18 protein-coding genes are annotated in these 22724 nt (G+C 61.0%); 8 read left to right on the forward strand and 10 right to left on the reverse strand.

The window, feature by feature from the left end; translation table 11 throughout:
- Nucleotides 1-150 precede the first annotated feature (150 nt).
- The gene (locus KI797_RS11110; protein ID WP_041205868.1) at nt 151-1650 is read left to right on the forward strand and encodes an alanine/glycine:cation symporter family protein; all 1500 of its coding nucleotides are present in this window, start codon (nt 151-153) and stop codon (nt 1648-1650) included.
- A 73-nt stretch (nt 1651-1723) separates the two neighbouring features.
- On the opposite strand, the gene KI797_RS11115 is transcribed toward KI797_RS11110, so the two are convergent.
- The gene (locus KI797_RS11115) at nt 1724-2530 is read right to left on the reverse strand and encodes a crotonase/enoyl-CoA hydratase family protein (RefSeq protein ID WP_226169361.1); all 807 of its coding nucleotides are present in this window, start codon (nt 2528-2530) and stop codon (nt 1724-1726) included.
- Nucleotides 2531-2688: 158 nt separating this feature from the next.
- Between KI797_RS11115 and KI797_RS11120 the strand changes: the two genes are divergently transcribed.
- From KI797_RS11120 to KI797_RS11140, 5 genes are all read left to right on the forward strand, one after another.
- A complete protein-coding gene (locus KI797_RS11120; RefSeq protein ID WP_226169362.1) occupies nt 2689-4476 on the forward strand; it encodes a putative nucleotidyltransferase substrate binding domain-containing protein in 1788 nt (595 codons plus the stop codon).
- A gap of 2 nt (nt 4477-4478) precedes the next feature.
- Entirely contained in the window at nt 4479-5105 is a 627-nt protein-coding gene (locus KI797_RS11125; protein ID WP_226169363.1) for a 3'-5' exonuclease, read from the forward strand.
- Nucleotides 5106-5212: 107 nt separating this feature from the next.
- Nucleotides 5213-5524: a DUF485 domain-containing protein gene (locus tag KI797_RS11130; RefSeq protein ID WP_218408651.1), complete on the forward strand. Its 312-nt coding sequence runs from the start codon at nt 5213-5215 to the stop codon at nt 5522-5524.
- Nucleotides 5521-7176 (forward strand): cation acetate symporter, encoded by a 1656-nt coding sequence (locus KI797_RS11135; protein ID WP_226169364.1) that lies wholly within the window; start codon nt 5521-5523, stop codon nt 7174-7176. The genes KI797_RS11130 and KI797_RS11135 overlap by 4 nt, the downstream gene beginning before the upstream one ends.
- Nucleotides 7177-7387: 211 nt before the next feature.
- Entirely contained in the window at nt 7388-8980 is a 1593-nt protein-coding gene (locus KI797_RS11140) for an ABC-F family ATPase (RefSeq protein WP_005324115.1), read from the forward strand.
- Nucleotides 8981-9281: 301 nt separating this feature from the next.
- Here the strand turns inward: KI797_RS11140 and ppiD are convergent, their stop codons facing one another.
- The 6 genes from ppiD to tig all read right to left on the reverse strand — a co-directional run bounded on the left by ppiD (nt 9282) and on the right by tig (nt 17718).
- On the reverse strand, nt 9282-11195 hold the full coding sequence (ppiD, locus tag KI797_RS11145) for a peptidylprolyl isomerase (RefSeq protein ID WP_161507243.1): 1914 nt from the start codon (nt 11193-11195) through the stop codon (nt 9282-9284).
- Between the two features lie 149 nt (nt 11196-11344).
- Nucleotides 11345-11617, reverse strand: coding sequence for a nucleoid-associated protein HU-beta (gene hupB / locus KI797_RS11150; RefSeq protein ID WP_005315375.1), 273 nt, complete (start codon nt 11615-11617; stop codon nt 11345-11347).
- A 240-nt stretch (nt 11618-11857) separates the two neighbouring features.
- Nucleotides 11858-14212 carry an endopeptidase La gene (gene lon, locus KI797_RS11155; protein WP_005324110.1) on the reverse strand — a complete coding sequence of 785 codons (2355 nt, stop codon included), beginning with the start codon at nt 14210-14212 and terminating at the stop codon, nt 11858-11860.
- Nucleotides 14213-14352: 140 nt separating this feature from the next.
- The gene (gene clpX, locus KI797_RS11160; RefSeq protein ID WP_005324108.1) at nt 14353-15627 is read right to left on the reverse strand and encodes an ATP-dependent protease ATP-binding subunit ClpX; all 1275 of its coding nucleotides are present in this window, start codon (nt 15625-15627) and stop codon (nt 14353-14355) included.
- Nucleotides 15628-15697: 70 nt separating this feature from the next.
- Entirely contained in the window at nt 15698-16321 is a 624-nt protein-coding gene (gene clpP / locus KI797_RS11165; RefSeq protein ID WP_005324106.1) for an ATP-dependent Clp endopeptidase proteolytic subunit ClpP, read from the reverse strand.
- Nucleotides 16322-16407: 86 nt separating this feature from the next.
- Nucleotides 16408-17718, reverse strand: coding sequence for a trigger factor (tig, locus tag KI797_RS11170; protein WP_042650384.1), 1311 nt, complete (start codon nt 17716-17718; stop codon nt 16408-16410).
- A gap of 429 nt (nt 17719-18147) precedes the next feature.
- Between tig and KI797_RS11175 the strand changes: the two genes are divergently transcribed.
- The gene (locus KI797_RS11175; RefSeq protein ID WP_041205872.1) at nt 18148-18582 is read left to right on the forward strand and encodes a YccF domain-containing protein; all 435 of its coding nucleotides are present in this window, start codon (nt 18148-18150) and stop codon (nt 18580-18582) included.
- Nucleotides 18583-18672: 90 nt separating this feature from the next.
- Nucleotides 18673-19263: a 5'-deoxynucleotidase gene (gene yfbR, locus KI797_RS11180; protein ID WP_042650387.1), complete on the forward strand. Its 591-nt coding sequence runs from the start codon at nt 18673-18675 to the stop codon at nt 19261-19263.
- Between the two features lie 100 nt (nt 19264-19363).
- Here yfbR and lolE read toward each other — a convergent pair whose 3' ends face one another.
- The 3 genes from lolE to KI797_RS11195 form a co-directional block, all read right to left on the reverse strand.
- Nucleotides 19364-20605: a lipoprotein-releasing ABC transporter permease subunit LolE gene (lolE, locus tag KI797_RS11185; RefSeq protein ID WP_226169365.1), complete on the reverse strand. Its 1242-nt coding sequence runs from the start codon at nt 20603-20605 to the stop codon at nt 19364-19366.
- Nucleotides 20605-21303, reverse strand: a complete 699-nt coding sequence (lolD, locus tag KI797_RS11190) for a lipoprotein-releasing ABC transporter ATP-binding protein LolD (RefSeq protein ID WP_226169366.1) — start codon at nt 21301-21303, stop codon at nt 20605-20607. The genes lolE and lolD overlap by 1 nt, the downstream gene beginning before the upstream one ends.
- A gap of 97 nt (nt 21304-21400) precedes the next feature.
- Nucleotides 21401-22636: a lipoprotein-releasing ABC transporter permease subunit gene (locus KI797_RS11195; protein ID WP_226169368.1), complete on the reverse strand. Its 1236-nt coding sequence runs from the start codon at nt 22634-22636 to the stop codon at nt 21401-21403.
- Nucleotides 22637-22724 lie beyond the last annotated feature (88 nt).

The following is a 22724-nucleotide window of genomic DNA, read 5'->3' on the forward strand; positions in this document are numbered from 1 at the left end:
GATACAAACCGATATGTTAAATCCCGCGGACTAACCAGTCGAAAGTCCCGCACAATACTGAGTGACCCCCTTGGTCACCGCATATTTCAATATTAAGGGAGCGAGGCATATAGACCTCGCCAAGACAGCGCAACAAAGGAGTTGTTGTACATGAATGAGATCGTCAATGCCATCAATGGCGTGATTTGGAGCCCAGCGCTCATCTATCTGTGCCTGGGGGTGGGCCTCTACTTCTCCCTGCGCAGCCGTTTCCTGCAACTGCGTCACTTGAAGGGCATGATACGCCTGATGTTCCAGGGCAAGGGCAACGATGCCGGTGTCTCCTCCTTCCAGGCGCTCTCCATGACGCTGGCCGGTCGGGTCGGTACCGGTAACATCGCCGGTGTCGCCACCGCCATCACCTTCGGGGGCCCGGGCGCCCTGTTCTGGATGTGGATGGTCGCCTTCCTCGGCGCCAGCTCCGCCTTCGTGGAGTCCACCCTGGGTCAGGTCTACAAGGAGAAGATCAACGGCGAGTACCGCGGCGGCCCGGCCTTCTACATCGAGAAAGGGCTCGGCATGAAGTGGTACGCCTGGACCTTCGCCATCGCCACCATCTTCGCCTGCGGCGTGTTGCTGCCAGGGGTGCAAGCGAACTCCATCGGCTCCAGCCTGCAGACCGCCTTTGACATCGATCCCAACGTCACCGCCGCCGGTCTGGCGCTGCTGCTCGGCTTCATCATCTTCGGCGGCGTGAAACGCATCGCCAACTTCGCCAGTACTGTGGTGCCCTTCATGGCGCTCGGCTACATCATCGTCGCCTGCGTCATCATCGCCCTCAACATCGGCCAACTGCCCGGTGTGATCCTGCTGATCTGGAAGAGCGCCTTCGGGATGGAAGCCGGTTTCGGTGCCATTCTGGGTCTGGCCATCATGTGGGGTGTCAAACGTGGCGTTTACTCCAACGAAGCGGCACAGGGCACGGGGCCACACGCCTCTTCCGCCGCCGCGGTAAGCCACCCCGCCAAACAGGGCCTGGTGCAAGCGTTCTCCGTCTACATCGACACCCTGTTCGTCTGCTCCGCCACCGGTTTCATGCTGCTGATTACCGGCCTGTACAACGTACAGGGTCCGGACGGTGCCGCCATCTATACCGGCATCGCCGGCATCGCGGCAGGCCCCGGTTATGTGCAGACCGCCATGGAGAGCATGATGCCCGGCTTTGGCAACTACTTCGTCGCCATCGCCCTGTTCTTCTTCGCGTTCACCACCATAGTGGCCTACTACTACATCGCCGAAACCAACATCGCCTTTATCAACCGCAAGATTAACCGTCCCTGGCTCACCTTCCTGTTGAAGATCGCGCTGATGGCTGCCACCGTCTACGGCACCGTCAAGACCGCCGATCTGGCCTGGGGCCTCGGTGACATCGGGGTCGGTCTGATGGCCTGGCTCAACATCGGTGCCATCCTGATGCTGCAAAAACCGGCCTTCGCTTGCCTCAAGGATTACGAGGCACAGCTGGCGCAGGGAATTGATCCCGTATTCCATCCGGAGAAACTCGGCATCAAGAACGCCGACTACTGGATTGACAACCGTGCCGAGGTCAACCTGATGCGCGAGCAAACCGGCCATCCCTTCGAGGCAGACCCGGATATCGTTGCCAAGTGATCAGAGGGCACAATGCAAAATGGCAGCCTCGGCTGCCATTTTCATTTGGTGCTCTCTTGAGGGGGGCGCCGGTTCAGAGCGCGTTGCGGCGGGGTCCGAACGGCAGTCGCCAGCGAAACAGGCTGTTGAGGGTCGCCCGCCACTGGTTGGGACGCCCCAGGATCTGCTGCTGCAAACGGGTCTCTTCTTTCAGCATCACCTCGTCACTGCGGGCCCAGGCCTGATGGTAGAGCTGCTTGATCCCCGCCAGCGCATCCGGTGACTTGGTGATCAGGGTCCTGGCGAACTCCCGCGCCTCGTCGAGGGGCTCCTCGCAGACCCGGCTCACCAGCCCGAGCGCCCTGGCCTCCTGGGCATCCAGCTCGCGGCCACTCATGGCCAGCTCCATGGCCACGTCCACCCCCATCAGATTGCGCAGGGTGACGCTGCCACTCATGTCGGGAATGATGCCCCACTTGATCTCCATCACCGAGAAGCGGCAATCCGGGGTGCTGAAGCGAAAATCGGCCCCGAGCGCGATCTGCAGGCCACCGCCAAAACAAACCCCCTGAGTCACCGCGATCACCGGCACCGGCAACTGGTGCCAGCCGTAGGCGACCCGCTGGGCCAGGTTGGTCGCCTCATCCGCCTCGCGCCTCAATATTTCCAGGGCCGCCACCGGCTGCCTCAGCATGGATTTCACATCCAGTCCGGCGCAGAACGCCCGCCCCTCGCCGTGCAGGATCACCGCCCGCAGTCCCTTCTGCCGCGCCAACTGGTTCAGCGTCTCGTCGATGGCGCCGAACATGGCCCTGTCCAGCGCATTGAGCTTGTCCCCCCGGGTCAGCATCACCTCGGCGATGCCGTCCCGGATCTCGCACCTGATCCTTGGCTTGTCCATTTTCTTCCTCTTCCTTGTGCCGAAACTGGTCATACCACAAGTTACCAGAGTGTGATCGACAGGTACAGGGAGGCCAGCCCCGCTCTGCGACTAAAGTCGGCTGGCCCCGCGCCGGCCCCTTTGCCAGACTGGCCCCATGCTCACGGCCGAGAATTGCCATGTCACTCCTGTTCGATTTTGCCCGCCCGCCGTTTGACTGCCTGGACGTGGCTGCCCGTGAACGGCTCGGCCAGCGCCTCAGCATCTGCTACTTTCGCACCGGTCAGACGGTGCTGCACCCCGGGGACGAGCCCCCCGGCCTCTACCTCGTCATCAAGGGCGCGGTGGAGGAGTCGGCGCCCCACCAGCCTTTCGGCGACTATGGCGTGGGGGACATGTTCGACGTGCGCGCCCAGTTCGACGGCCGCTGCCGCCATCGCTTCAGCGCCCTGGAAGACACCCTCTGCCAACTGATCCCCCGCGACACCTTCCAGACGCTGTGCGACGCGCACCCCCCCTTCGCACACTATTTCACCGCAACCCTGGCCGAGCGCCAACGAGAGCAGGAGCGGCGCGGCCAGCTCGGACAACAGAACCTGGCGGAATTCATCCTGACTCGCATCGACCCCGGACATCTGCAGCCAGCACTGCAACTGGACAGTCAGACCAGTCTGCTGGCCGCCAGCGAAGCCATGGCCAGCCGGGGCACCGACTGCCTGCTCTATCCCGCCTTTGACGGCAGTCTGAGCCTCGCCACCCGCAAGACCCTGCTCCATGCCCTGACCCTCAAGGGACTGCCCCTGACGGCGCCGCTCGCGGTGCTGACCCCGGCCCCCCTGATCGGCCTGGCGCAAGGCAGCTATCTGTTCGATGCCCTGCTGCTGATGACCCGCCACCGCATCAAGCGGCTGGTCATCTGGCAGGGGCAGGAGGTGGTGGGGATCCTTCACCTGACCCAGGTGCTGGGGCTCTTCTCCACCCACTCCCATGTGCTGACCCTGCGCATCGCTCGAGCCGACAGCTTGCCAGCACTGGAGGCGGTGGCACGGGAGCAGCAACAGCTGACCCGCTCCCTGTTTGCCCAGGGGATCCATACCCTGTTTCTGATGAAGCTCATCGCCACCATCAACGAGCAGTTGATCGCCAAGGCCTTCGCCCTGGTGATCCCCCCCGAGGTGCAGGAGCAGGTGTGCCTGCTGATGCTGGGCTCGGAGGGACGCGGCGAGCAGATCCAGAAGACCGATCAGGACAATGCCCTGATCCTGCGAGATGACCTGGATTGGCCCGCTCGACAGGCCGATCTGGCCGCCTTCAGCGCCCTGCTCGAGCGCCTGGGCTACCCCCCCTGCCCGGGGCGGGTGATGGTCAGCAACCCGGACTGGGTGAAGGGCGCACAACAGTGGCAGGACGAGATAGAGCAGGCGTGCGTGCGTGCCAGCGAGGCCGATCTGCTGTGGCTCGCCACCCTGGCCGATGCCCAGGCTATCATGGGGGATCGTCCTCTGCTTACTCCCCTCGCCCGCCACCTGAGACAGTGCCTGGCCGACAGACCGGATCTGCTGGCGGAGATGGCCCGGGCGGCGGTCGCCTTCCACACCCCCCTCACCCTCTTTGGCCGGCTGGAACAGGCCCCCGAGGGGCTGGATCTCAAGCGGGGCGGCCTCTTCCCTCTGGTGCACGGCCTGCGGGTGCTGGCCCTGGAGGCAGAAGTGCTGGAGACCTCGACCCTGGGACGGATTGATGCCCTGGTGGCCATGGGGCGCCTCAGCCCCGACTATGGGGCCAACCTGGCGGAAGCCTTCCGGCTGTTTGTGCGGCTGCGGCTGCGCAGCCAGCTCAAGGATGGCGACAGCCGGGTACTGGTCACCGAACTCGCGCACGGGGAGCGGGATCTGCTGCGCCATGCCCTGCATCAGGTGAAGAAGTTCCAGCAGTGGCTCACCTTGCACTTTCGTCTTAGGCAATAGCCATGTTGCGCCGCTGGCGACGTCATTGGCTGGGTAGAGGCTTCCAGGACGGGGAGTTTGCCCCGCTCTTTGCAACCCCCCCAGGAGAGGAGTGGGTGGCGCTGGATTTCGAGACCACCAGCCTGGATCCTGCCAAGGCGGAGATCGTCTCCATCGGCGCGGTGCGCATCCAGGGCAACCGGGTGTTGACCGGAGAGGCCCTCAGCATCAGGGTGCAGCCACCGGCCAGTCTGAGCGCGCAGTCGGTGGTGATCCACGGCCTGCGCCATCAGGATCTGCAACAGGGCATGACGCTGGAAGCCGCGCTGTGCCTGCTGCTTGCCTTCATCGGGCACCGTGAACTGGTGGGTTACCACATCGCCTATGACCTGCACATTCTCAACCTGGCCTGCCAGCGGCTCTGGGGGCTGACCCTGCCCCAGCGCGGCCTGGAGGTGAGCCGGCTCTATCATGACCGCCTCTACCGACGCTACCCTGACGCCGTCATCGATCTGCATCTGGCCGCCATCTGCCAGCATCTGGGACTGCCGGCCCTGCCCCTGCACGACGCCCTGAGTGACGCCACCGCCGCCGCCCTCATCTTTCTGCGCCTGCATCAGGGTGGCCCTCTGGCTTATCCCAAAGTCTAATTGTCCGAAAATAACATTTACTTCACATTTTGATTACATGAGCAGGTCTGCTGCTCGGTAGGGACACCCTTCAATCACAGCTGACACAACCGTCACGGAGAACTGCAATGGAACAGCAACGTTATCTGAGGATCCAGCAAGATCCCAACTTCCAGGAGCTGGTCAGCAAACGCCAGCGCTTCGCCTGGACCCTCTCCATTCTGATGCTGGGTCTCTACCTGGCGTTCATCCTGCTCATCGCCTTTGCCCCGGGCTGGCTCGGTACTCCGCTCAGCGAAGGTTCCAGCATCACCCGCGGCATCCCGGTTGGTGTAGGCCTCATCGTCTCCTCCTTCGTGTTGACCGGCGTCTATGTATTCCGCGCCAACGGCGAGTTTGACGAGCTGAACCAGAAGATCCTCAAGGGAGTGCAATCATGAAAGGCAAGTCTCTGCTGCTGCTCACCGGCCTGGTCTCCACTCCCCTGCTGGCGGCCGATGCGCTGACCGGCGAGGTGCAACGCCAGCCCCTCAACATCTCGGCCATCGTGATGTTCGTGGTCTTCGTGACCGCTACCCTGTTCATCACCTACTGGGCCTCCAAGCGCAACCGCTCGGCCTCCGACTACTATGCCGCCGGCGGGCGCATCACCGGCTTCCAGAACGGGCTGGCCATCGCCGGTGACTACATGTCCGCCGCCTCCTTCCTCGGCATCTCCGCCCTGGTCTACACCTCCGGCTATGACGGCCTCATCTACTCCATCGGCTTCCTGGTGGGCTGGCCCATCATACTGTTCCTGATAGCGGAAAGGCTGCGCAACCTCGGCAAGTACACCTTCGCCGACGTGGCCTCCTACCGCCTCAAGCAGACCTCGGTGCGCAGCCTCTCCGCCAGCGGCTCCCTGGTGGTGGTGGCCCTCTACCTCATCGCCCAGATGGTGGGTGCCGGCAAGCTCATCGAGCTGCTGTTCGGCCTGCAATACCATGTGGCCGTGGTGCTGGTCGGCATCCTGATGGTGCTCTACGTGCTGTTCGGCGGCATGCTGGCCACCACCTGGGTCCAGATCATCAAGGCAGTCATGCTGCTCTCCGGCGCCTCCTTCATGGCCATCATGGTGATGAAGTCCGTCAACTTCGACATCGGCGCCCTGTTCAGCGAGGCCATCAAGGTTCATGCCAATGGCGCCGCCATCATGAGCCCGGGCGGTCTGGTGGCCGATCCCATCTCCGCCATCTCCCTCGGCCTGGCGCTGATGTTCGGCACCGCCGGCCTGCCCCACATCCTGATGCGTTTCTTCACCGTGAGCGACGCCAAGGAAGCCCGTAAGTCGGTGTTCTATGCCACCGGCTTCATCGGCTACTTCTACATCCTGACCTTCATTATCGGCTTCGGTGCCATCCTGCTGGTCAGTACCAACCCGGACTTCAAGGACGCCACCGGCGCCCTGCTGGGGGGCACCAACATGGCTGCCATCCATCTGGCCGATGCTGTGGGGGGTAGCCTGTTCCTCGGCTTCATCTCCGCCGTGGCCTTCGCCACCATCCTCGCCGTAGTCGCCGGGCTGACCCTGGCGGGTGCCTCTGCGGTCTCCCACGACCTCTATGCCTGCGTCATCAAGGAAGGCAAGGCCAACGAAGCCGACGAGCTGCGCGTCTCCAAGATGACCACGCTAGTGCTGGGAGTGGTGGCCATCGGCCTGGGCATCCTGTTCGAGAAGCAGAACATCGCCTTCATGGTGGGTCTGGCCTTCTCCATCGCGGCAAGCTGCAACTTCCCGGTGCTCTTCCTCTCCATGTTCTGGTCCCGTCTCACTACCCGCGGCGCCGTCTATGGTGGCTGGCTGGGGCTCATCAGTGCCGTGACCCTGATGATCCTGGGCCCGACCGTGTGGGTGAAGGTACTGGGCCATGCACAGGCGATCTTCCCCTACGAATACCCGGCGCTCTTCTCCATGGCGCTGGCCTTCATCGGGATCTGGTTCTTCTCGGTCACCGACAAGTCCCAGAACGCCTCCGAGGAACACCAGAAGTTCTTCCCGCAGTTCGTCCGCTCCCAGACCGGGCTCGGTGCCTCCGGCGCCTCCGCCCACTAAGGTTGTCTGACCGCCCCCAAGCCGGCCCAGTGCCGGCTTTTTTCATTCAGGGCATTCCCCCTCGCCGCCTCTTTCCCGGCCCACCAGCGAGTGGCGCCTTTCCCGTCACATTCCCCCCTTGCAATGGGTCTCGATCACAGTTCTTGCTAAAACTTTCGGGGGATCTGTGCCATAATGCGCGCCATTTGACAGACAACCCGGGACATCTCCTTTGTTAAGCAGCAACAACATCACCATGCAGTTCGGCGCCAAGCCGCTGTTTGAGAACATCAGCGTCAAGTTTGGCGGCGGCAACCGCTACGGCCTCATCGGCGCAAACGGCTGTGGCAAGTCCACCTTCATGAAGATCCTCGGCGGCGATCTGGAGCCCACTGGCGGTAATGTGAGCCTGGACGTCAACGAGCGCATCGGTAAGTTGCGCCAGGATCAGTTCGCCTACGAAGAGATGCGCGTGCTGGACGTGGTCATGATGGGCCATAGCGAGCTGTGGGCCGCCATCGCCGAACGCGATGCCATCTATGCCAACCTCGACGCCACCGACGACGACTACATGAAGGCCGCCGAGCTGGAAGGTCTGGTCGCAGAATACGACGGCTATACCGCCGAATCCCGCGCGGGCGAGCTGCTGCTGGGTGCCGGCATCCCCATCGAGCTGCACAACGGCCCCATGAGCGAAGTGGCCCCTGGCTGGAAACTGCGGGTGCTGCTGGCACAGGCGCTGTTCTCCAACCCCGACATCCTGCTGCTGGACGAACCGACCAACAACCTGGACATCAACACCATCCGCTGGCTGGAGCAGGTGCTCAACGATCGTGAAAGTACCATGATCATCATCTCTCACGACCGTCACTTCCTGAACTCCGTCTGCACCCACATGGCGGATCTGGATTACGGCGAGCTGCGCGTCTACCCGGGCAACTACGACGAGTACATGACGGCGGCCACCCAGGCCCGCGAGCGTCTGATCTCCGACAACGCCAAGAAGAAGGCCCAGATTGCCGACCTGCAATCCTTCGTCTCCCGTTTCAGTGCCAACGCCTCCAAGTCGAGCCAGGCGACCTCCCGCCTCAAGCAGATCGACAAGATCAAGATCGAAGAAGTGAAGGTCTCCAGCCGTCAGAACCCCTTCATCCGCTTCGAGCAGGACAAAAAGCTCTACCGCAACATCCTGGAAGTGGAAGGGGTGTCCAAGGGTTATGGTGAGGCGCCGCTGTTCAAGGGCCTGAGCATGATGCTGGAAGTGGGCGAGAAGGTCGCCATTCTGGGTACCAACGGTATCGGTAAATCCACCCTGATCAAGACCCTCATGGGTGAGCTGGCGCCGGACAGCGGTACCATCAAGTGGTCCGAGAATGCCCAGATCGGCTACTACGCTCAGGATCACGCCGACGATTTCGACACCGACCTCAACGTGTTCGACTGGATGGCCCAGTGGAAACAGGCCAACGAAGACGAGCAGGCGGTGCGCTCGGTACTGGGTCGTCTGCTGTTCACCCAGGACGACATCAAGAAGCCGGTCAAGGTGCTCTCCGGTGGCGAACAGGGTCGCATGCTGTTCGGCAAGCTGATGATGCAGCGCCCCAACATCCTGATCATGGATGAGCCGACCAACCACCTGGACATGGAATCCATCGAATCCTTGAACCTGGCGCTGGAGATGTATCAGGGCACCCTGATCTTCGTCTCTCACGACCGTGAGTTCGTGTCGTCCCTGGCGACCCGCATCATGGAACTGACCGAGAACGGCATCCGCGACTTCGGCGGCACCTACGAAGATTACCTGCGCAGCCAGGGCGTGGTGTAACTCCTTCCCCGGGTCTTTCATCGTAAAACCGGCGCCAATGGTGCCGGTTTTTTTATGTCTCCTTGTTCCCTTCTCCCCTGCGTCTCCCACTGCGAGAGCTGGGTTAGAAGAGCAAGAGTGCTGTGCAGGAGCCGCACGCTTGTCATCCAGCTGTCCGGCTTATCCACTGCCAGGATAGACAGCACAAGCCGGTGCCCGGCCCCTTCCCTCTCAGCCCGCCCGAGCTTGCCGAGCGGAGCATGGTCGGGACATAAAAAAACGGCTCCATCAAGGAGCCGTTTTCAATGAGGGCGTGAATCGATTACTCGACGGTTGCCTCCACATCGGTGAAGTACTCAATCTTGGCCGCCTTGCGCAGCTCGTCGATCAGCGACTTGTAGTCGGCCTGAGCCTTGCCCTGACCGAGCTGGCCTTGCAGCAGGCTCACCATCTGGGATGGCTCCTTGGTCACATTGACCTTGTCGAGCGCCACCACTACGCGATCGCCATTGGCTTCGGCCACCAGCTCGACGCTCGGCTTGCCATCCTTCGGATGGGGCATGCGGAACGCCTGGGCCAGCAGATTCTGATCCATCTCCTGGGCGAAGCGGGAGACACCCTTGTGGCTCTCCACCTTCAGCCCGAGGGCGGTCAGATCGGCCTGGATGTCCTCGCCGGCGTGCAGCTTGTCCAGCAGGCCCTGGGCCTTGCCACGGGCTACTTCACTGGCCTTCTCATGCTTGATAGCCGCAATCACCTGATCCTTGATCTCCGCCAGCGGCTTGGCCGCTTTCGGCTGGTGACCCATGATGTGCAGCACCAGCGCCTTGCCATCGGAGAGCTCGATCACGTCGGAGTTGGTGTTCTCGTCGCGCAGTTGCTCGGAGAAGGCAGCCGCAAGCACCTTGGGATCATTGAGGGGTGCCTGGGCATCGGCCTGGCTGAAGTAATCAGACGAGATCACCTTCAGACCCATGGCTTCGGCAGTCAAATCCAGCGAGTCCGGGTTCTCGAAGCTGCTGTCGGCCATCTTCTGCTGCTCGGCGAAGAACAGCTCCTTGGCCTTGTCCGCTTGCAGACGGCTGATGGTTTCGCTCATCACATCGGCGAACATCTTGGTTTTGGCGGGCTCGACGGCCAGCAGCTTGATGATGTGGAAACCAAACGGGCTCTTCACCACTGCGGAAAGATCCCCAGTCTTGGCCAGTGCAAAGGCCGCCTGCTCGAAGGCAGGATCCATCACCCCTTTCTCGAACCAGTCCAGTTCGCCGCCCTTCTTGGCGGAGAAGGTATCGCTGGAGTTGGCTTTGGCCAGGGTGGCGAAGTCTTCACCGCCCTTGACCTTGGCCAGCAGCTCGTCAGCCTTCTGCTGGGCCGCCTTCTCATCCTTGCCAAAGGGGATCAGGATGTGTGCCACGCGGCGACGCTCGGCACGCTGGAACAGGTCCTGGTGCTGATCGTAGTAATCCTGGGCATCCTGCTCGGTGACCTTGATGTTCTTGCCGAGGTTGGCGGCATCGAGCAGCAGGTAGTCGACCTTGACCTTCTCGTCGTTCATGAAGCGGCCGCTGTTGGCCTTGTAGAACTGATCCACCTCGGCGTCGCTCACCTCGACCTCACCCATGTAGGCGGAGGCAGCCAGGCGCACCAGGCGCAGGTCCCGGGTCTGGTTGTAGAGTTTGTCGAGCTGCTCGGCCTCGCCCTTGAGGGCGAACTCGGAGCCCAACAGGGCGCCCATCAGTTGCTGGCGTACCATGTCCTGGCGCAGGGAGTCGCGGAACATCTCAGGCGTCATGCCGGCGCGGCGGATCAGCTGCAGGTAGCGATCGTTGCTGAACTTGCCGTCCTCGGCAAACTCCGGCATCTCCACGATGGCCTGCTTGATCTGCTCGTCGCTGACGCGCAGGCCGAGGGAACGGGCCTTGTCATCGATCAGCGCCTGATCGATCAGCCGGTCCAGCACGCCGCGGCGGAACTGTTTCATGTAGTCGGGGTTGGCGGCCAGCTGGTTGAAGGCCTCACCCATTTGGGATTCCATGCGGGCCCGCTCATTGCGATAGGCATTCTCCAGTGCAGGGGCACTGATGTCATTGCCGTTGACGGTAGCGGGGGCGGTACGTGCCGGGCCATTGAGGTAGCTGCCTACACCGGCCAAGGCAAAGGAGAGGATGATCAGGCCCAAGATAATCTTGGCTACCTTGCCCTGCGCCCCTTCGCGTAGTTTATCCAACATCATGTTTGTACTTATGCTCCCGAACTCGATGGGCGTAAATAATGAAAAGGCGCACCGATTGCGATGCGCCTTGGTCAATCAGTATGAGGGAGAGCCCTCTCACTTGTCTGGTCAGCGACCAAGGTCGGAGCCGATGAACATCAGCGCCCGGCTTAGTTGACCGCGTCTTTCAGGGCCTTGCCGGCTTTGAAGGCAGGAACTTTACCGGCGGCGATTTCGATGGTCGCACCAGTTTGCGGGTTACGGCCAGAACGAGCGGCACGCTCGCGAACTGCGAAAGTACCGAAGCCAACCAGAGCAACCTGGTCACCCTCTTTCAGGGCTTCACCCACGGCGTCAATGAAAGCATCCAGCGCACGGCCAGCGGCAGCTTTGGAGATATCAGCACCGTCTGCAATCTTGTCAATCAGTTGAGATTTATTCACTCTTATATTCCCCTTTTATCGAACATCGCTGCGGCACTGATTTCCCTGGCCACAACAAGTGGAGGTTTTATAACAAGCCTCCTGATCAGTTGCAAGTGACAATCTGGCGCAAACCCGCGCCACATCACGCATTGCGACTCATCATGAGTACCCGATCGGTGGTCAAGGCTACTTCCGTTATCCGGTGCATGCAAGCCTTAACCACCCCCCGAATGCGCCAAATTTGCGGCGCATCAACATTTACACGACAGAAACGCGTTCGAAACCCTGCGGATTGTCCTGCAACGCCAGTGCAAGCACCTCATCAATCCAGCGAACCGGATAAATTTCAAGGTCTTGTTTGACATTGTCCGGGATCTCCTCGAGATCGCGTTCGTTCTCTTTCGGGATGAGCACCCGCTTGATGCCGCCACGGTGAGCCGCCAGCAGTTTTTCCTTGAGACCCCCGATGGGCAGCACCTCGCCGCGCAGGGTGATCTCGCCGGTCATGGCCACGTCGGCACGCACCGGGTTGCCGGTGAGGCTGGAAACCAGGGCGGTACACATGGCGATACCGGCACTCGGGCCGTCTTTCGGGGTCGCCCCTTCCGGCACGTGCACGTGGATGTCGCGCTTCTCGTAGAAGTCCGCGTTGATGCGCAGCTTCTCGGCACGGGCCCGTACCACCGTCATGGCAGCCTGGATGGACTCCTGCATCACGTCACCGAGTGAACCGGTATAGGTGAGCTTGCCCTTGCCCGGCATGTTGGTGGTCTCGATGGTGAGCAGATCGCCCCCCACTTCGGTCCATGCCAGCCCGCACACCTGGCCTACCTGATTCTGATCGGTGGCCTTGCCGTAGTCGAAACGCTGTACCCCGAGGAACTCCTTGAGGTTCTCCTGATTGACCAGAACATGCTTGATGCTCTTGTCCAGCAGGATGCGTTTGACTGCCTTGCGACAGATCTTGGAGATCTCACGCTCCAGGCTACGCACCCCCGCCTCGCGGGTGTAATAGCGGATGACGCCGATCAGGGCAGAGTCTTCGATGGTGATCTCGGACTCTTTCAGACCGTTGCGCTGTATCTGCTTGGCCAGCAGATGCTGCTTGGCAATGTTGAGCTTCTCGTCCTCGGTGTAACCGGACAGACGGATCACTTCCATCCGGTCCAGCAGCGGACCCGGGATATTCATGGAGTTGGAAGTGGCCACGAACATCACGTCCGACAGGTCATAATCCACTTCCAGATAGTGATCGTTGAAGCTGCTGTTCTGTTCGGGATCCAGCACTTCCAGCAGGGCGGATGCGGGATCACCGCGCATGTCCGAGCTCATCTTGTCGATTTCGTCAAGCAGGAACAGCGGGTTCTTCACGCCGACTTTTGCCATCTTCTGGATGAGCTTGCCGGGCATGGAGCCGATATAGGTGCGGCGGTGACCGCGGATCTCCGCCTCGTCACGCACCCCACCGAGCGCCATGCGCACGTACTTGCGACCAGTCGCCTTGGCAATGGACTGACCGAGCGAGGTCTTGCCCACACCGGGAGGTCCAACCAGACAGAGGATGGGGCCCTTGAGCTTGTTCACCCGCGCCTGCACCGCCAGGTACTCGAGGATGCGATCCTTGACCTTGTCCAGGCCATAGTGATCCGAATCCAGCACCTCTTGTGCCTTGGCGAGATCCTTCTTGACCTTGGAGCGGGCCTTCCACGGCACCTGCACCATCCAGTCCACATAACTGCGCACCACTGTGGCTTCGGCAGACATGGGGGACATCATCTTCAGCTTGGCAAGCTCGGCCAGGGCCTTCTCACGGGCATCGTCCGGCATCCCCGCCTCGTCAATCTTGCGATTGAGGGCTTCGAATTCGTCCGGGCTGTCTTCCAGCTCACCCAGCTCTTTCTGGATGGCCTTCATCTGCTCGTTGAGATAGTACTCCCGCTGGCTCTTCTCCATCTGTTTCTTGACCCGGGAGCGGATGCGCTTCTCGACCTGCAAGAGGTCGATCTCCGACTCCATCATGGCCATCAGAAACTCGATGCGCTCGGACACAGAGGCGATTTCCAGCACCTTCTGCTTGTCTTCGAGCTTGAGCGGCATGTGGGCAGCCATGGTGTCAGCCAGGCGCGCCGCATCGTCGATCGCCGAAATCGAGGTCAGCACCTCGGGCGGGATCTTCTTGTTGAGCTTGATGTAGCCTTCAAACTGGCCGATGGCGGAGCGCACCAGCACATCCTGATCCTTCTCTTCGATGGGGGCAGACGCTATGTACTGCGCCTCACCGACGAAGAAGTCCTTGTCATCGATCATCCGCTCAAGACGGGCACGCTGGCCCCCTTCCACCAGCACCTTGACGGTGCCGTCAGGCAGCTTGAGCATCTGCAAAATGTTGGCCACTGTCCCGACGGAGAAGATCTCCTCCACCGTAGGCTCGTCAGTCGACGCATCCTTCTGGGCCACCAGCAGGACTTTTTTGTCCTGCTCCATGGCCGCTTCCAGACAGCGAATGGATTTTTCCCGCCCCACAAAGAGTGGAATGACCATGTGGGGGTAAACCACCACGTCACGAAGAGGCAGGACGGGAATCTCGATGCGTTCTGAACGCTCTAGGTTCATATATGTCCTCTCGGCTTGTTATACCGTTGGCAAAGCGCTTGGCTGAGTATATGGGGGCGCAAAGATGAGATTCAATCGTCTTGTCCGTAAAAAGCATGAAAGGGGCAAAATGCCCCTTTATGTGATTAAAAATCAGTCAGTTACTCTGACGCTGCGGCCTGTGTCTCGGGATTGTCGTAGATCATCAGGGGCGCGGAGTCCCCCTTGATCACCGTCTCGTCGATCACCACCTTGCTGACCCCTTCCAGGGAGGGCAGGTCATACATGGTGTCGAGCAACACGGCTTCGACGATGGATCTCAGGCCACGGGCACCGGTCTTGCGCTCCATTGCCTTGCGGGCGATGGCGTTCAGGGCGTCGTCACGAAACTCCAGCTCCACCTCTTCCAAGGCAAACAACGCGGCGTACTGCTTGGTCAGTGCGTTCTTCGGCTCTTTCAGTATCTGGATGAGGGCCGCTTCGTCCAGCTCGGTGAGGGTCGCCACCACCGGCAGACGACCGATGAACTCGGGGATAAGACCGTACTTGATCAAATCTTCCGGCTCCACCTTGGCAAAGTTCTCGCTCAAGGTCGCCTTGGCATTCTTGGATTTGACGTCAGCGCCAAACCCGATGCCGGTTCCCTTGACGGAACGCTGCTCGATCACCTTGTCCAGGCCGGCGAAGGCGCCACCACAGATGAAGAGGATCTTGGAGGTATCGACCTGCAGGAACTCCTGCTGCGGATGCTTGCGGCCACCTTGCGGCGGTACTGAGGCTATGGTGCCTTCGATCAGCTTCAGCAGTGCCTGCTGCACCCCTTCCCCGGACACATCGCGGGTGATGGAAGGGTTGTCCGACTTTCGGGAGATCTTGTCGATCTCGTCGATGTAGACGATGCCGCGCTGGGCCTTCTCCACGTCGTAGTCACACTTTTGCAGCAACTTCTGGATGATGTTCTCCACGTCCTCACCCACATAACCGGCTTCGGTCAATGTGGTGGCATCGGCCATGGTGAAGGGCACATCCAGCAGACGGGCGAGTGTCTCGGCCAGCAGGGTCTTGCCGCTGCCGGTCGGGCCAATCAGCAGGATGTTGGACTTGCCAAGCTCCACACCACCGGACTCGCTGCCGCTGCGCAGACGCTTGTAGTGGTTATAGACGGCAACTGCCAGCACCTTCTTGGCGTACTCCTGCCCGATCACGTAGTCGTCCAGATGGGCACGGATTTCATGAGGGGTCGGCAGCTCGCTACCATCGCGCTTGGGAGAGATCTCACGGATCTCCTCGCGGATGATGTCGTTGCACAGCTCGACACACTCATCACATACGTAGACGGAAGGGCCAGCGATCAGCTTACGCACTTCATGCTGGCTTTTGCCGCAGAAAGAGCAATAAAGCAGCTTGTCGCCCTCACCCTTGCGTTTCTCTGTCATTCAGCGACCTCGTTTTATCAATAGAGGATGGATCGTCCTGTTGAGTTTACAACAGGACGGGATACCCTGCTCAGCCGCGCTGGCTCAGGATGCCGTCAACCAGACCATAGGCCACAGCCTGCTCGGCCGACATGAAGTTGTCACGGTCGGTGTCGCGTTCTATGGTGGCCATGTCCTGTCCGGTATGGAAAGCCAGACGATCGTTCAGGGTATTCTTGATTTTCAGGATCTCCTGGGCATGGATCTGGATGTCAGATGCCTGGCCCTGGAAGCCGCCCAGCGGCTGGTGGATCATCACCCGAGCGTTAGGCAGGCAGAAACGCTTGCCCTTGGCACCACCGGCCAGCAGGAAGGCGCCCATGGAGCAGGCCTGCCCCATGCAGACGGTGCTGACGTCCGGCTTGATGAACTGCATGGTGTCATAGATGGACATCCCTGCAGTGACGGCACCACCCGGCGAGTTGATGTAGATGCTGATGTCCTGATCCGGGTTCTCGGACTCCAGGAACAGCAGCTGAGCCACCACCAGATTCGCCATGTGATCTTCAACCTGACCGGTCAGGAAGATCACCCGCTCCTTGAGCAGACGGGAATAGATGTCGTAGGAACGCTCACCCTTAGCCGTCTGCTCGACCACCATAGGGATGAGCGCATTGCGTGGGGATTCAGTCACATCGTTATAGTTCTTGTACATAAGGCATTGTCCCTAAAATAAAATGGCCCGAGTGGAGATCACACGAGCCATTATACTTAACAGTTTTGACCTTAAGTCAAATGTTCTTAGGCAGCGGCACCGGACTTGTTGATCACGTCGTCAAAGGCAACTTCTTTCTCGGTCACTTGCGCCTTGGACAGGATCAGGTCGATGGCTTGATCTTCTACTGCCAGGTTACGAACGCCGTTCAGCATCTGCTCGTTCTTCTGGTAGTACTCGATCACTTCCTTCGGATCTTCGTAGGCTGTGGCCATGGACTCGATGATGCTGGTCACACGGGCGTCGTCAGCCTTGATCTCGTTGGTGCGGATGACGTCACCCAGCAGCAGACCAACGCGTACGCGACGCTCGGCTTGCGCCTGGAACAGCTCGGCCGGCAGTTCAGGAGCGTTGCCGCCCTGGAAGCCACCGAAACGCTGCAGGGCTTGCTGACGCAGGGCGTCGATTTCCTGAGCAACGGCAGCCTTCGGCAGATCGATCTGGTTGGCTTCAACCAAGCCGTTCAGCACTTGCTCTTTCACGCTGTTTTTCAGGGCTTGAGCCAGTTCGCGCTCCATGTTCTTGCGCACTTCGGCCTTGAGCTCTTCAACGCTGCCGCTCTCGATGCCAAAACGCTTGACGAACTCTTCGGTCAGCTCAGGCAGTACCTGCTCTTCAACCTTGATCAGCTTGGAGGCAAACTTGGCCGCTTTGCCTTTCAGGGCTTCGGCGTGGTAGTCAGCCGGGAAAGTCACCTCGATGGTGAACTCGTCGCCCGCTTTCTTGCCCAGGATGGCGTCTTCGAAGCCAGGGATCATGCGACCGGCGCCCAGTTCCAGAGTGAAACCTTCGGCCTTGCCACCGTCGAACTCTTCACCGTCGATGGAACCGACGAAGTCCAGGGTGACACGCATGCCATTGGCGGCAGCGGCATCGACGTCAGACCAGGTGGCGTGCTGCTTGCGCAGGGTGTCGATCATGTTGGCCAGGTCGGCATCCTTGACGGAGGCAACCGGTTTCTCAACCTTGATGCTCTCGAGACCGGCAACTTCAAACTCCGGGTACACTTCGAAAGTGGCGGTGAATTCGAAATCCTGGCCTTCCTTGATCTCTTTCGGATCCATGGTCGGGGCACCGGCCGGGCTCAGTTTGCTCTCGATGATGGCCTTGATGAAGTTGTTCTGCATCATTTCATCGGCAACACGGGCATGGGCCATGGCGCCGAACATCTTCTTGATGATGGCAACCGGAGCCTTGCCAGGACGGAAACCGTCGATGCGACGAGTCTTGGCCAGGCCATTCAATTCTTTACGCACGGCAGCGTCAACGGTAGCAGCCGGTACAGTGATGGTAAGACGGCGTTCCAGACCTTGGGTTGTCTCTACAGAAACTTGCATTCTTTTACCTCGTTCAACTCAGCACTGTGTGCTGACCCTTTATTGCCCCTGGGCAAAGCCCGGAGTCTTCCTGTTTATAAAGACAACGACTGTCTTTGTGATGAGAAAATATGACGCGACATTATAGCGGCGCACATTGGTCGCGTCGAGCCGCACATCCCCCTCGGGGGCACAGACGGCACAATTTGCGCATGACTGCCTGCTATATGGGGAAGCCTGGCGCCTACTTCAAGCATCCGGCCCGCAATAATTTGCACTTGCTCACCCTTTTGTGCGCCACACCATGCTTTTTTCATCTTCCTGCGTCGTCAGGGTGCATCCGATCAGCGGGTCTGCGACCCAAATTGTCCACCTTCTCGCATCAGCCATTGCGTCCCTCTGCGCCGCTCGCTATGGTGACTGCCAATTTATGAGTCTGGAGTGACCCACATGTCCTTTTTCCGCTTCTTGTTCAATCTGCTCTGGTTCGTACTGGGAGGCGTCTTCATGGGGCTGGCCTGGTGGCTGGCCGGGCTGCTCTGCTTCGTCTCCCTGATAGGGATCCCCTGGGGACGTTCCTGTTTCGTCATCGGCACCTTCACCTTCTTCCCGTTTGGCAAGCAGGCGGTGAGCCGCAAGAGCATGACCGGCCAGAGCGATATCGGCACAGGTGCCCTGGGGATGATTGGCAACATCCTCTGGTTCCTGGTGATCGGGATCTGGCTGGCCATCGGCCACATCGCCTCGGCCCTGGCCTGCTTCGTCACTATCATCGGCATTCCGTTCGGCATCCAGCACCTCAAGCTGGCCCTGATTGCCCTGGCCCCCATAGGCCAGATGGTGGTGACCAACCACGAGGCCGAGTCCGGTCGCTATATTCGCTAAACAAGAATGCATCGCCAGGCTATGCCTGGGATGTCAAAAAAGGGCAGACTAGGGTCTGCCCTTTTTCATTGCCCCAGTTCGAGGTCTTCCATGCTGCCCAGCCACTTCTTCGCCAACCTCGCCCGCATGCGGCTCATCTACCGCTGGCCGCTGATGCGCAACATACAGCCGGAAAACATCGCCGAGCACAGCCTGCAGGTGGCCATGGTGGCCCACGCCCTTGGCGTCATCAGCAACCGGCTGTTTGATGGCAAGGTGGATGCCAACCACGCCGCCGTGATGGCCCTCTATCACGACAGCAGCGAGGTGCTGACCGGCGATCTGCCCACCCCGGTCAAGTATTTCAATCCCGAGATAGCCCGCGAGTACAAGAAGATTGAACTCGCCGCCGAACAGCGCCTGCTGGGCATGCTACCCCCCGAGCTGGTGGAAGACTTTCGCCCCCTGCTCGACTCCGGCGCCCAGGACGACACTTTGGCCCGGCTGGTGAAGGATGCCGACACCCTCTGTGCCTATACCAAGTGCCTGGAGGAGATAAATGCAGGTAACCGGGAGTTCGAGCCCGCGCGCAAGCGCCTCGAACAGATGCTGGAGGCCAGGATGAACCCGGCAATGCGCTACTTTATCGATGTGTTCGTGGCGAGCTTCTCGTTGCCCCTCGATGAGCTCAACGCCCACTAAGCCAGTCGGAACGACCAGAAGAGAGAAGGGCACGCCGGTGCAGACCGGCGGGCCCTTCTTTTTCAGTATATTGCCAGGCTTGGCAGACCTGGCTCGCGGATCAGTGACCCAGCTCCCGGGAGGGCACCAGACCGCTCGCCCGCCAGGCGGGATAGAGGGTGGCCAGCAGACTCATCAGGATGGCGGCACTGGTCACTATCACCAGATCCTGCATGTGCAGCTCGGTCGGCAGGAAGTCGATGAAGTAGATGTCCGGGTTCAAGAAGCGATGGCCGATGAGCTGTTCGATAAAGCTCAGGATCTGGGTCAGCTTGCTGGAGAGCAGGCCGCCGAGCAGGGCACCGAGCAAGGCCCCCGCCACCCCGTTCACCATCCCCTGGATGACGAAGGTGAGCCGGATCTGGCCCGGGCTCGCCCCCATGGTCTTCAGGATGGCGATCTCGCTGCGCTTCTCGTTCACCGCCATCACCAGGGTGGAGACGATGTTGAAGCAGGCCACCGCCACCACCATCAGCATCACCACGTACATGACGGTGCGCACCATCTGGATGTCCTGATAGAGGTACCCCTGGCGGCTCATCCAGCTGCTGATGTAGACGTAGTGCGGGAATTTGCGGGCGGCCGCCACCGTGATGGACTGCGCCTTGAGCACGTCGTTCACCTTGAGGCTGAAGCCTTCCACCGCGCTGCCCATGCCGGTGATGGACTGGGCATCGGCCAGGTGCATGAAGCCGAGCACGCCGTCGAGCTGGCCGCCGATCTCCAGCAGCCCTACCACGGTCAGGGTCTCCCGCCGGGGATTCTTGATCCCCGTCTCGTCTCCCCCTTGGGGCAGCAGCAGGGTCACGGGGTCACCTATCTTGACCCCCAGCTTGTCGGCTATGGTCTTGCCGAGGATCACCCCGTGCTCGCCAGCCTGGAGTTCACGAAAACCCAGCCCTGTCATGTAGTTGCCTGCATCTGACAGGTTCGCCTCGAGCTCGGGCAGCACGGCGCGTACCTGCACCCCCTTGATGGCGGAGCCATGCTCCAGCAGGCCATCGAGGCGGATGACCGGGGCCGCTGCCTCGATCCCGGGCTGGGCCAGCAGGTAGTCCCGAAGCCTCGGCCAGTCAGGCAGGGGCACCTCCATGCCGATGAGCTCCCCGTGGGGCACCACAGAGAGCACCCGGTTCTTGAGCTCCCGCTCGAAGCCGTTCATGGCGGAGAGGCCAAGAATGAGGGCCATCACCCCGAGGGCGATGCCGATGAGGGAAGAGGCGGAAATAAAGGCGATGAAGCCGTTGCGGCGGCGGGAGCGGCTGTAACGCAGGCCCAGAAAGAGGGGCAGCGGCTTGAACATCAGGCGACCTCCGCCATGATGCCGCTCACCAGGGTCACCCGGCGGTGCAGCTTGGCGGCGAGGCTCAAGTCATGGGTGACCACCACGAAGGCAGTGCCCAGCTCCCGGTTGAGCTCGCAGAGCAGCTCGTACACCGCAGTGGCACTGGCATGATCCAGGTTGCCGGTGGGCTCGTCCGCCAGCACCAGGCTCGGCTCGTTGACCAGGGCACGGGCGATGGCCACCCGCTGGCGCTCGCCACCGGACAGCTCGGACGGCCGGTGATTGAGACGGTGGGAGAGCCCCACCCGTCCCAGCATCCGGGTTGCCTTGTCGGTGGCGCTCGCCACCGACTCGCCGGCGATCAGCAGCGGCATGGCGGTGTTTTCCAGCGCGGTGAACTCGGCCAGCAGGTGGTGGAACTGATAGACGAAGCCCAGCTCCTGATTGCGAAAACGGGCCTGGGTCTTGCTGTCCCAGTGGTGGATATCCTGCCCCTTGAACAGCACGGCGCCGCTCGAGGGGTTGTCCAGCGCCCCCATCAGGTGCAGCAAGGTGGTCTTGCCCGAGCCCGAGCTCCCCACCACCGCCAGCATCTCGCCGGGGGCGACGCAGAGATCGATCCCCTTGAGCACCCGGGTCTCCAGATTGCCCTCTTTATAGACATGGTTGAGGGCCTGACAGCGCAGCAGAGGCTCGCAGGACTGGGGTTCATTCATAACAGGAGCTCCACTTATATCAGTGACCACATTGGCACCAGTCACAACGCCGGCACTCGCACCGGAGGTAACAACAGAAGACGATTTATTCACAGTGCTATTCATAACGTAATGCCTCGGCCGGTTTGACCCGGGCCGCACGGGCCGCCGGATAGAGGGTGGCACTGAAGCTCAGCAGCACGGCCCCCAGCAAGATGGTCATGACCTGGGCGGGTTCGACGATGACCGGCAGACCGCTGCCCCCCGCCGCCATATAGAGGTTGAGCCCCACCGCATCGAGCAGGGGGTTGAGTCCGAACGACAGGGCCAGCCCCGCCAGACCGCCAAACAGGGCGCCGATGACGCCGCTCGACGCCCCCAGCACCATGAAAATCTTGACGATCCCCGACTCGCTCATGCCCATGGTACGCAGTATGGCCACCTCCCCTTCCTTGTCGGTGACCACCATCACCAGGGCGGAGAGGATATTGAAGGTGGCGACCGCGATGATCAGCACCAGCATCAGCCCCATCATGCGTTTCTCCATGGCCACCGCCTGGAAGAGTTCACCCCGCTCCCGGCGCCAATCCTGCCACTCCAGTCCGTCCGACAGCGCGGTTTTCACCACTTGGTCGGCGGCAAAGGGATCGTCGAGCCAGAGGCGGATGCCGCCCACTGTCTCCTCGGGCAGGCGCAGCAGGCGCTGGGCGTCCCCAAGGGCAATCAGCGCCACCTGGCTATCCACGTCGGCGCCGACCCCGAAGATGCCGGAGACGGTGAAGATCCGCTGGGCCGGAACCCGGCCAAAGGGGGTGAAACGGGTCCCTTCGGTCAGGATGAGACGCACCTCGTCTCCAATGGAGACCTTGAGGCGGTTGGCCACCCCCTGCCCCAGCACTATGTGGTATTGGCCGCGCTGCAGGCTGTCCAGCCGCCCCCCCAGCATCTGGGCATGGAGGATGTCATCCTTGGGCCAGCGGGCCGGATCTATCCCCTGCACGCTCACCCCGGTGAGCTGGCCCGGGCTTTGCAACATGCCTTCGCTGTCGAGCATGGGGGCCGTGGCCACCACGTGGGGCAGCTTGTCGAGATCGGGCAGACCGGGCGGATGGGCATCGATGCGCCCCGCCGGATTGGTCACCACCACGTGGGGGATCACCCCGAGAATGCGCCCCTTGAGCTGCCCCTCGAACCCGTTCATTACCGAAATGACCACCATCAGGGCAGCAACCCCGATGGCGATGCCAAAGGTGGAAAACAGGGAGATAAAGGAGACGAAGCGGTTACTGCGTCGCGAGCCTGCATAACGCAGGCCTATGGCCAGCGAGAGTGGCTGAAAAAGTCCGGTCTTCAAGGATATCTACGTTGCCAACAAAATAAGATGCCGGATAATAGGGTCTGTTGACGCCTCAACGCAAGCCGCGTTGCCGCAGCAGATGACG

Origin of the sequence: Aeromonas media, assembly GCF_020423125.1 — a bacterium.
GTDB lineage: Bacteria > Pseudomonadota > Gammaproteobacteria > Enterobacterales > Aeromonadaceae > Aeromonas > Aeromonas media.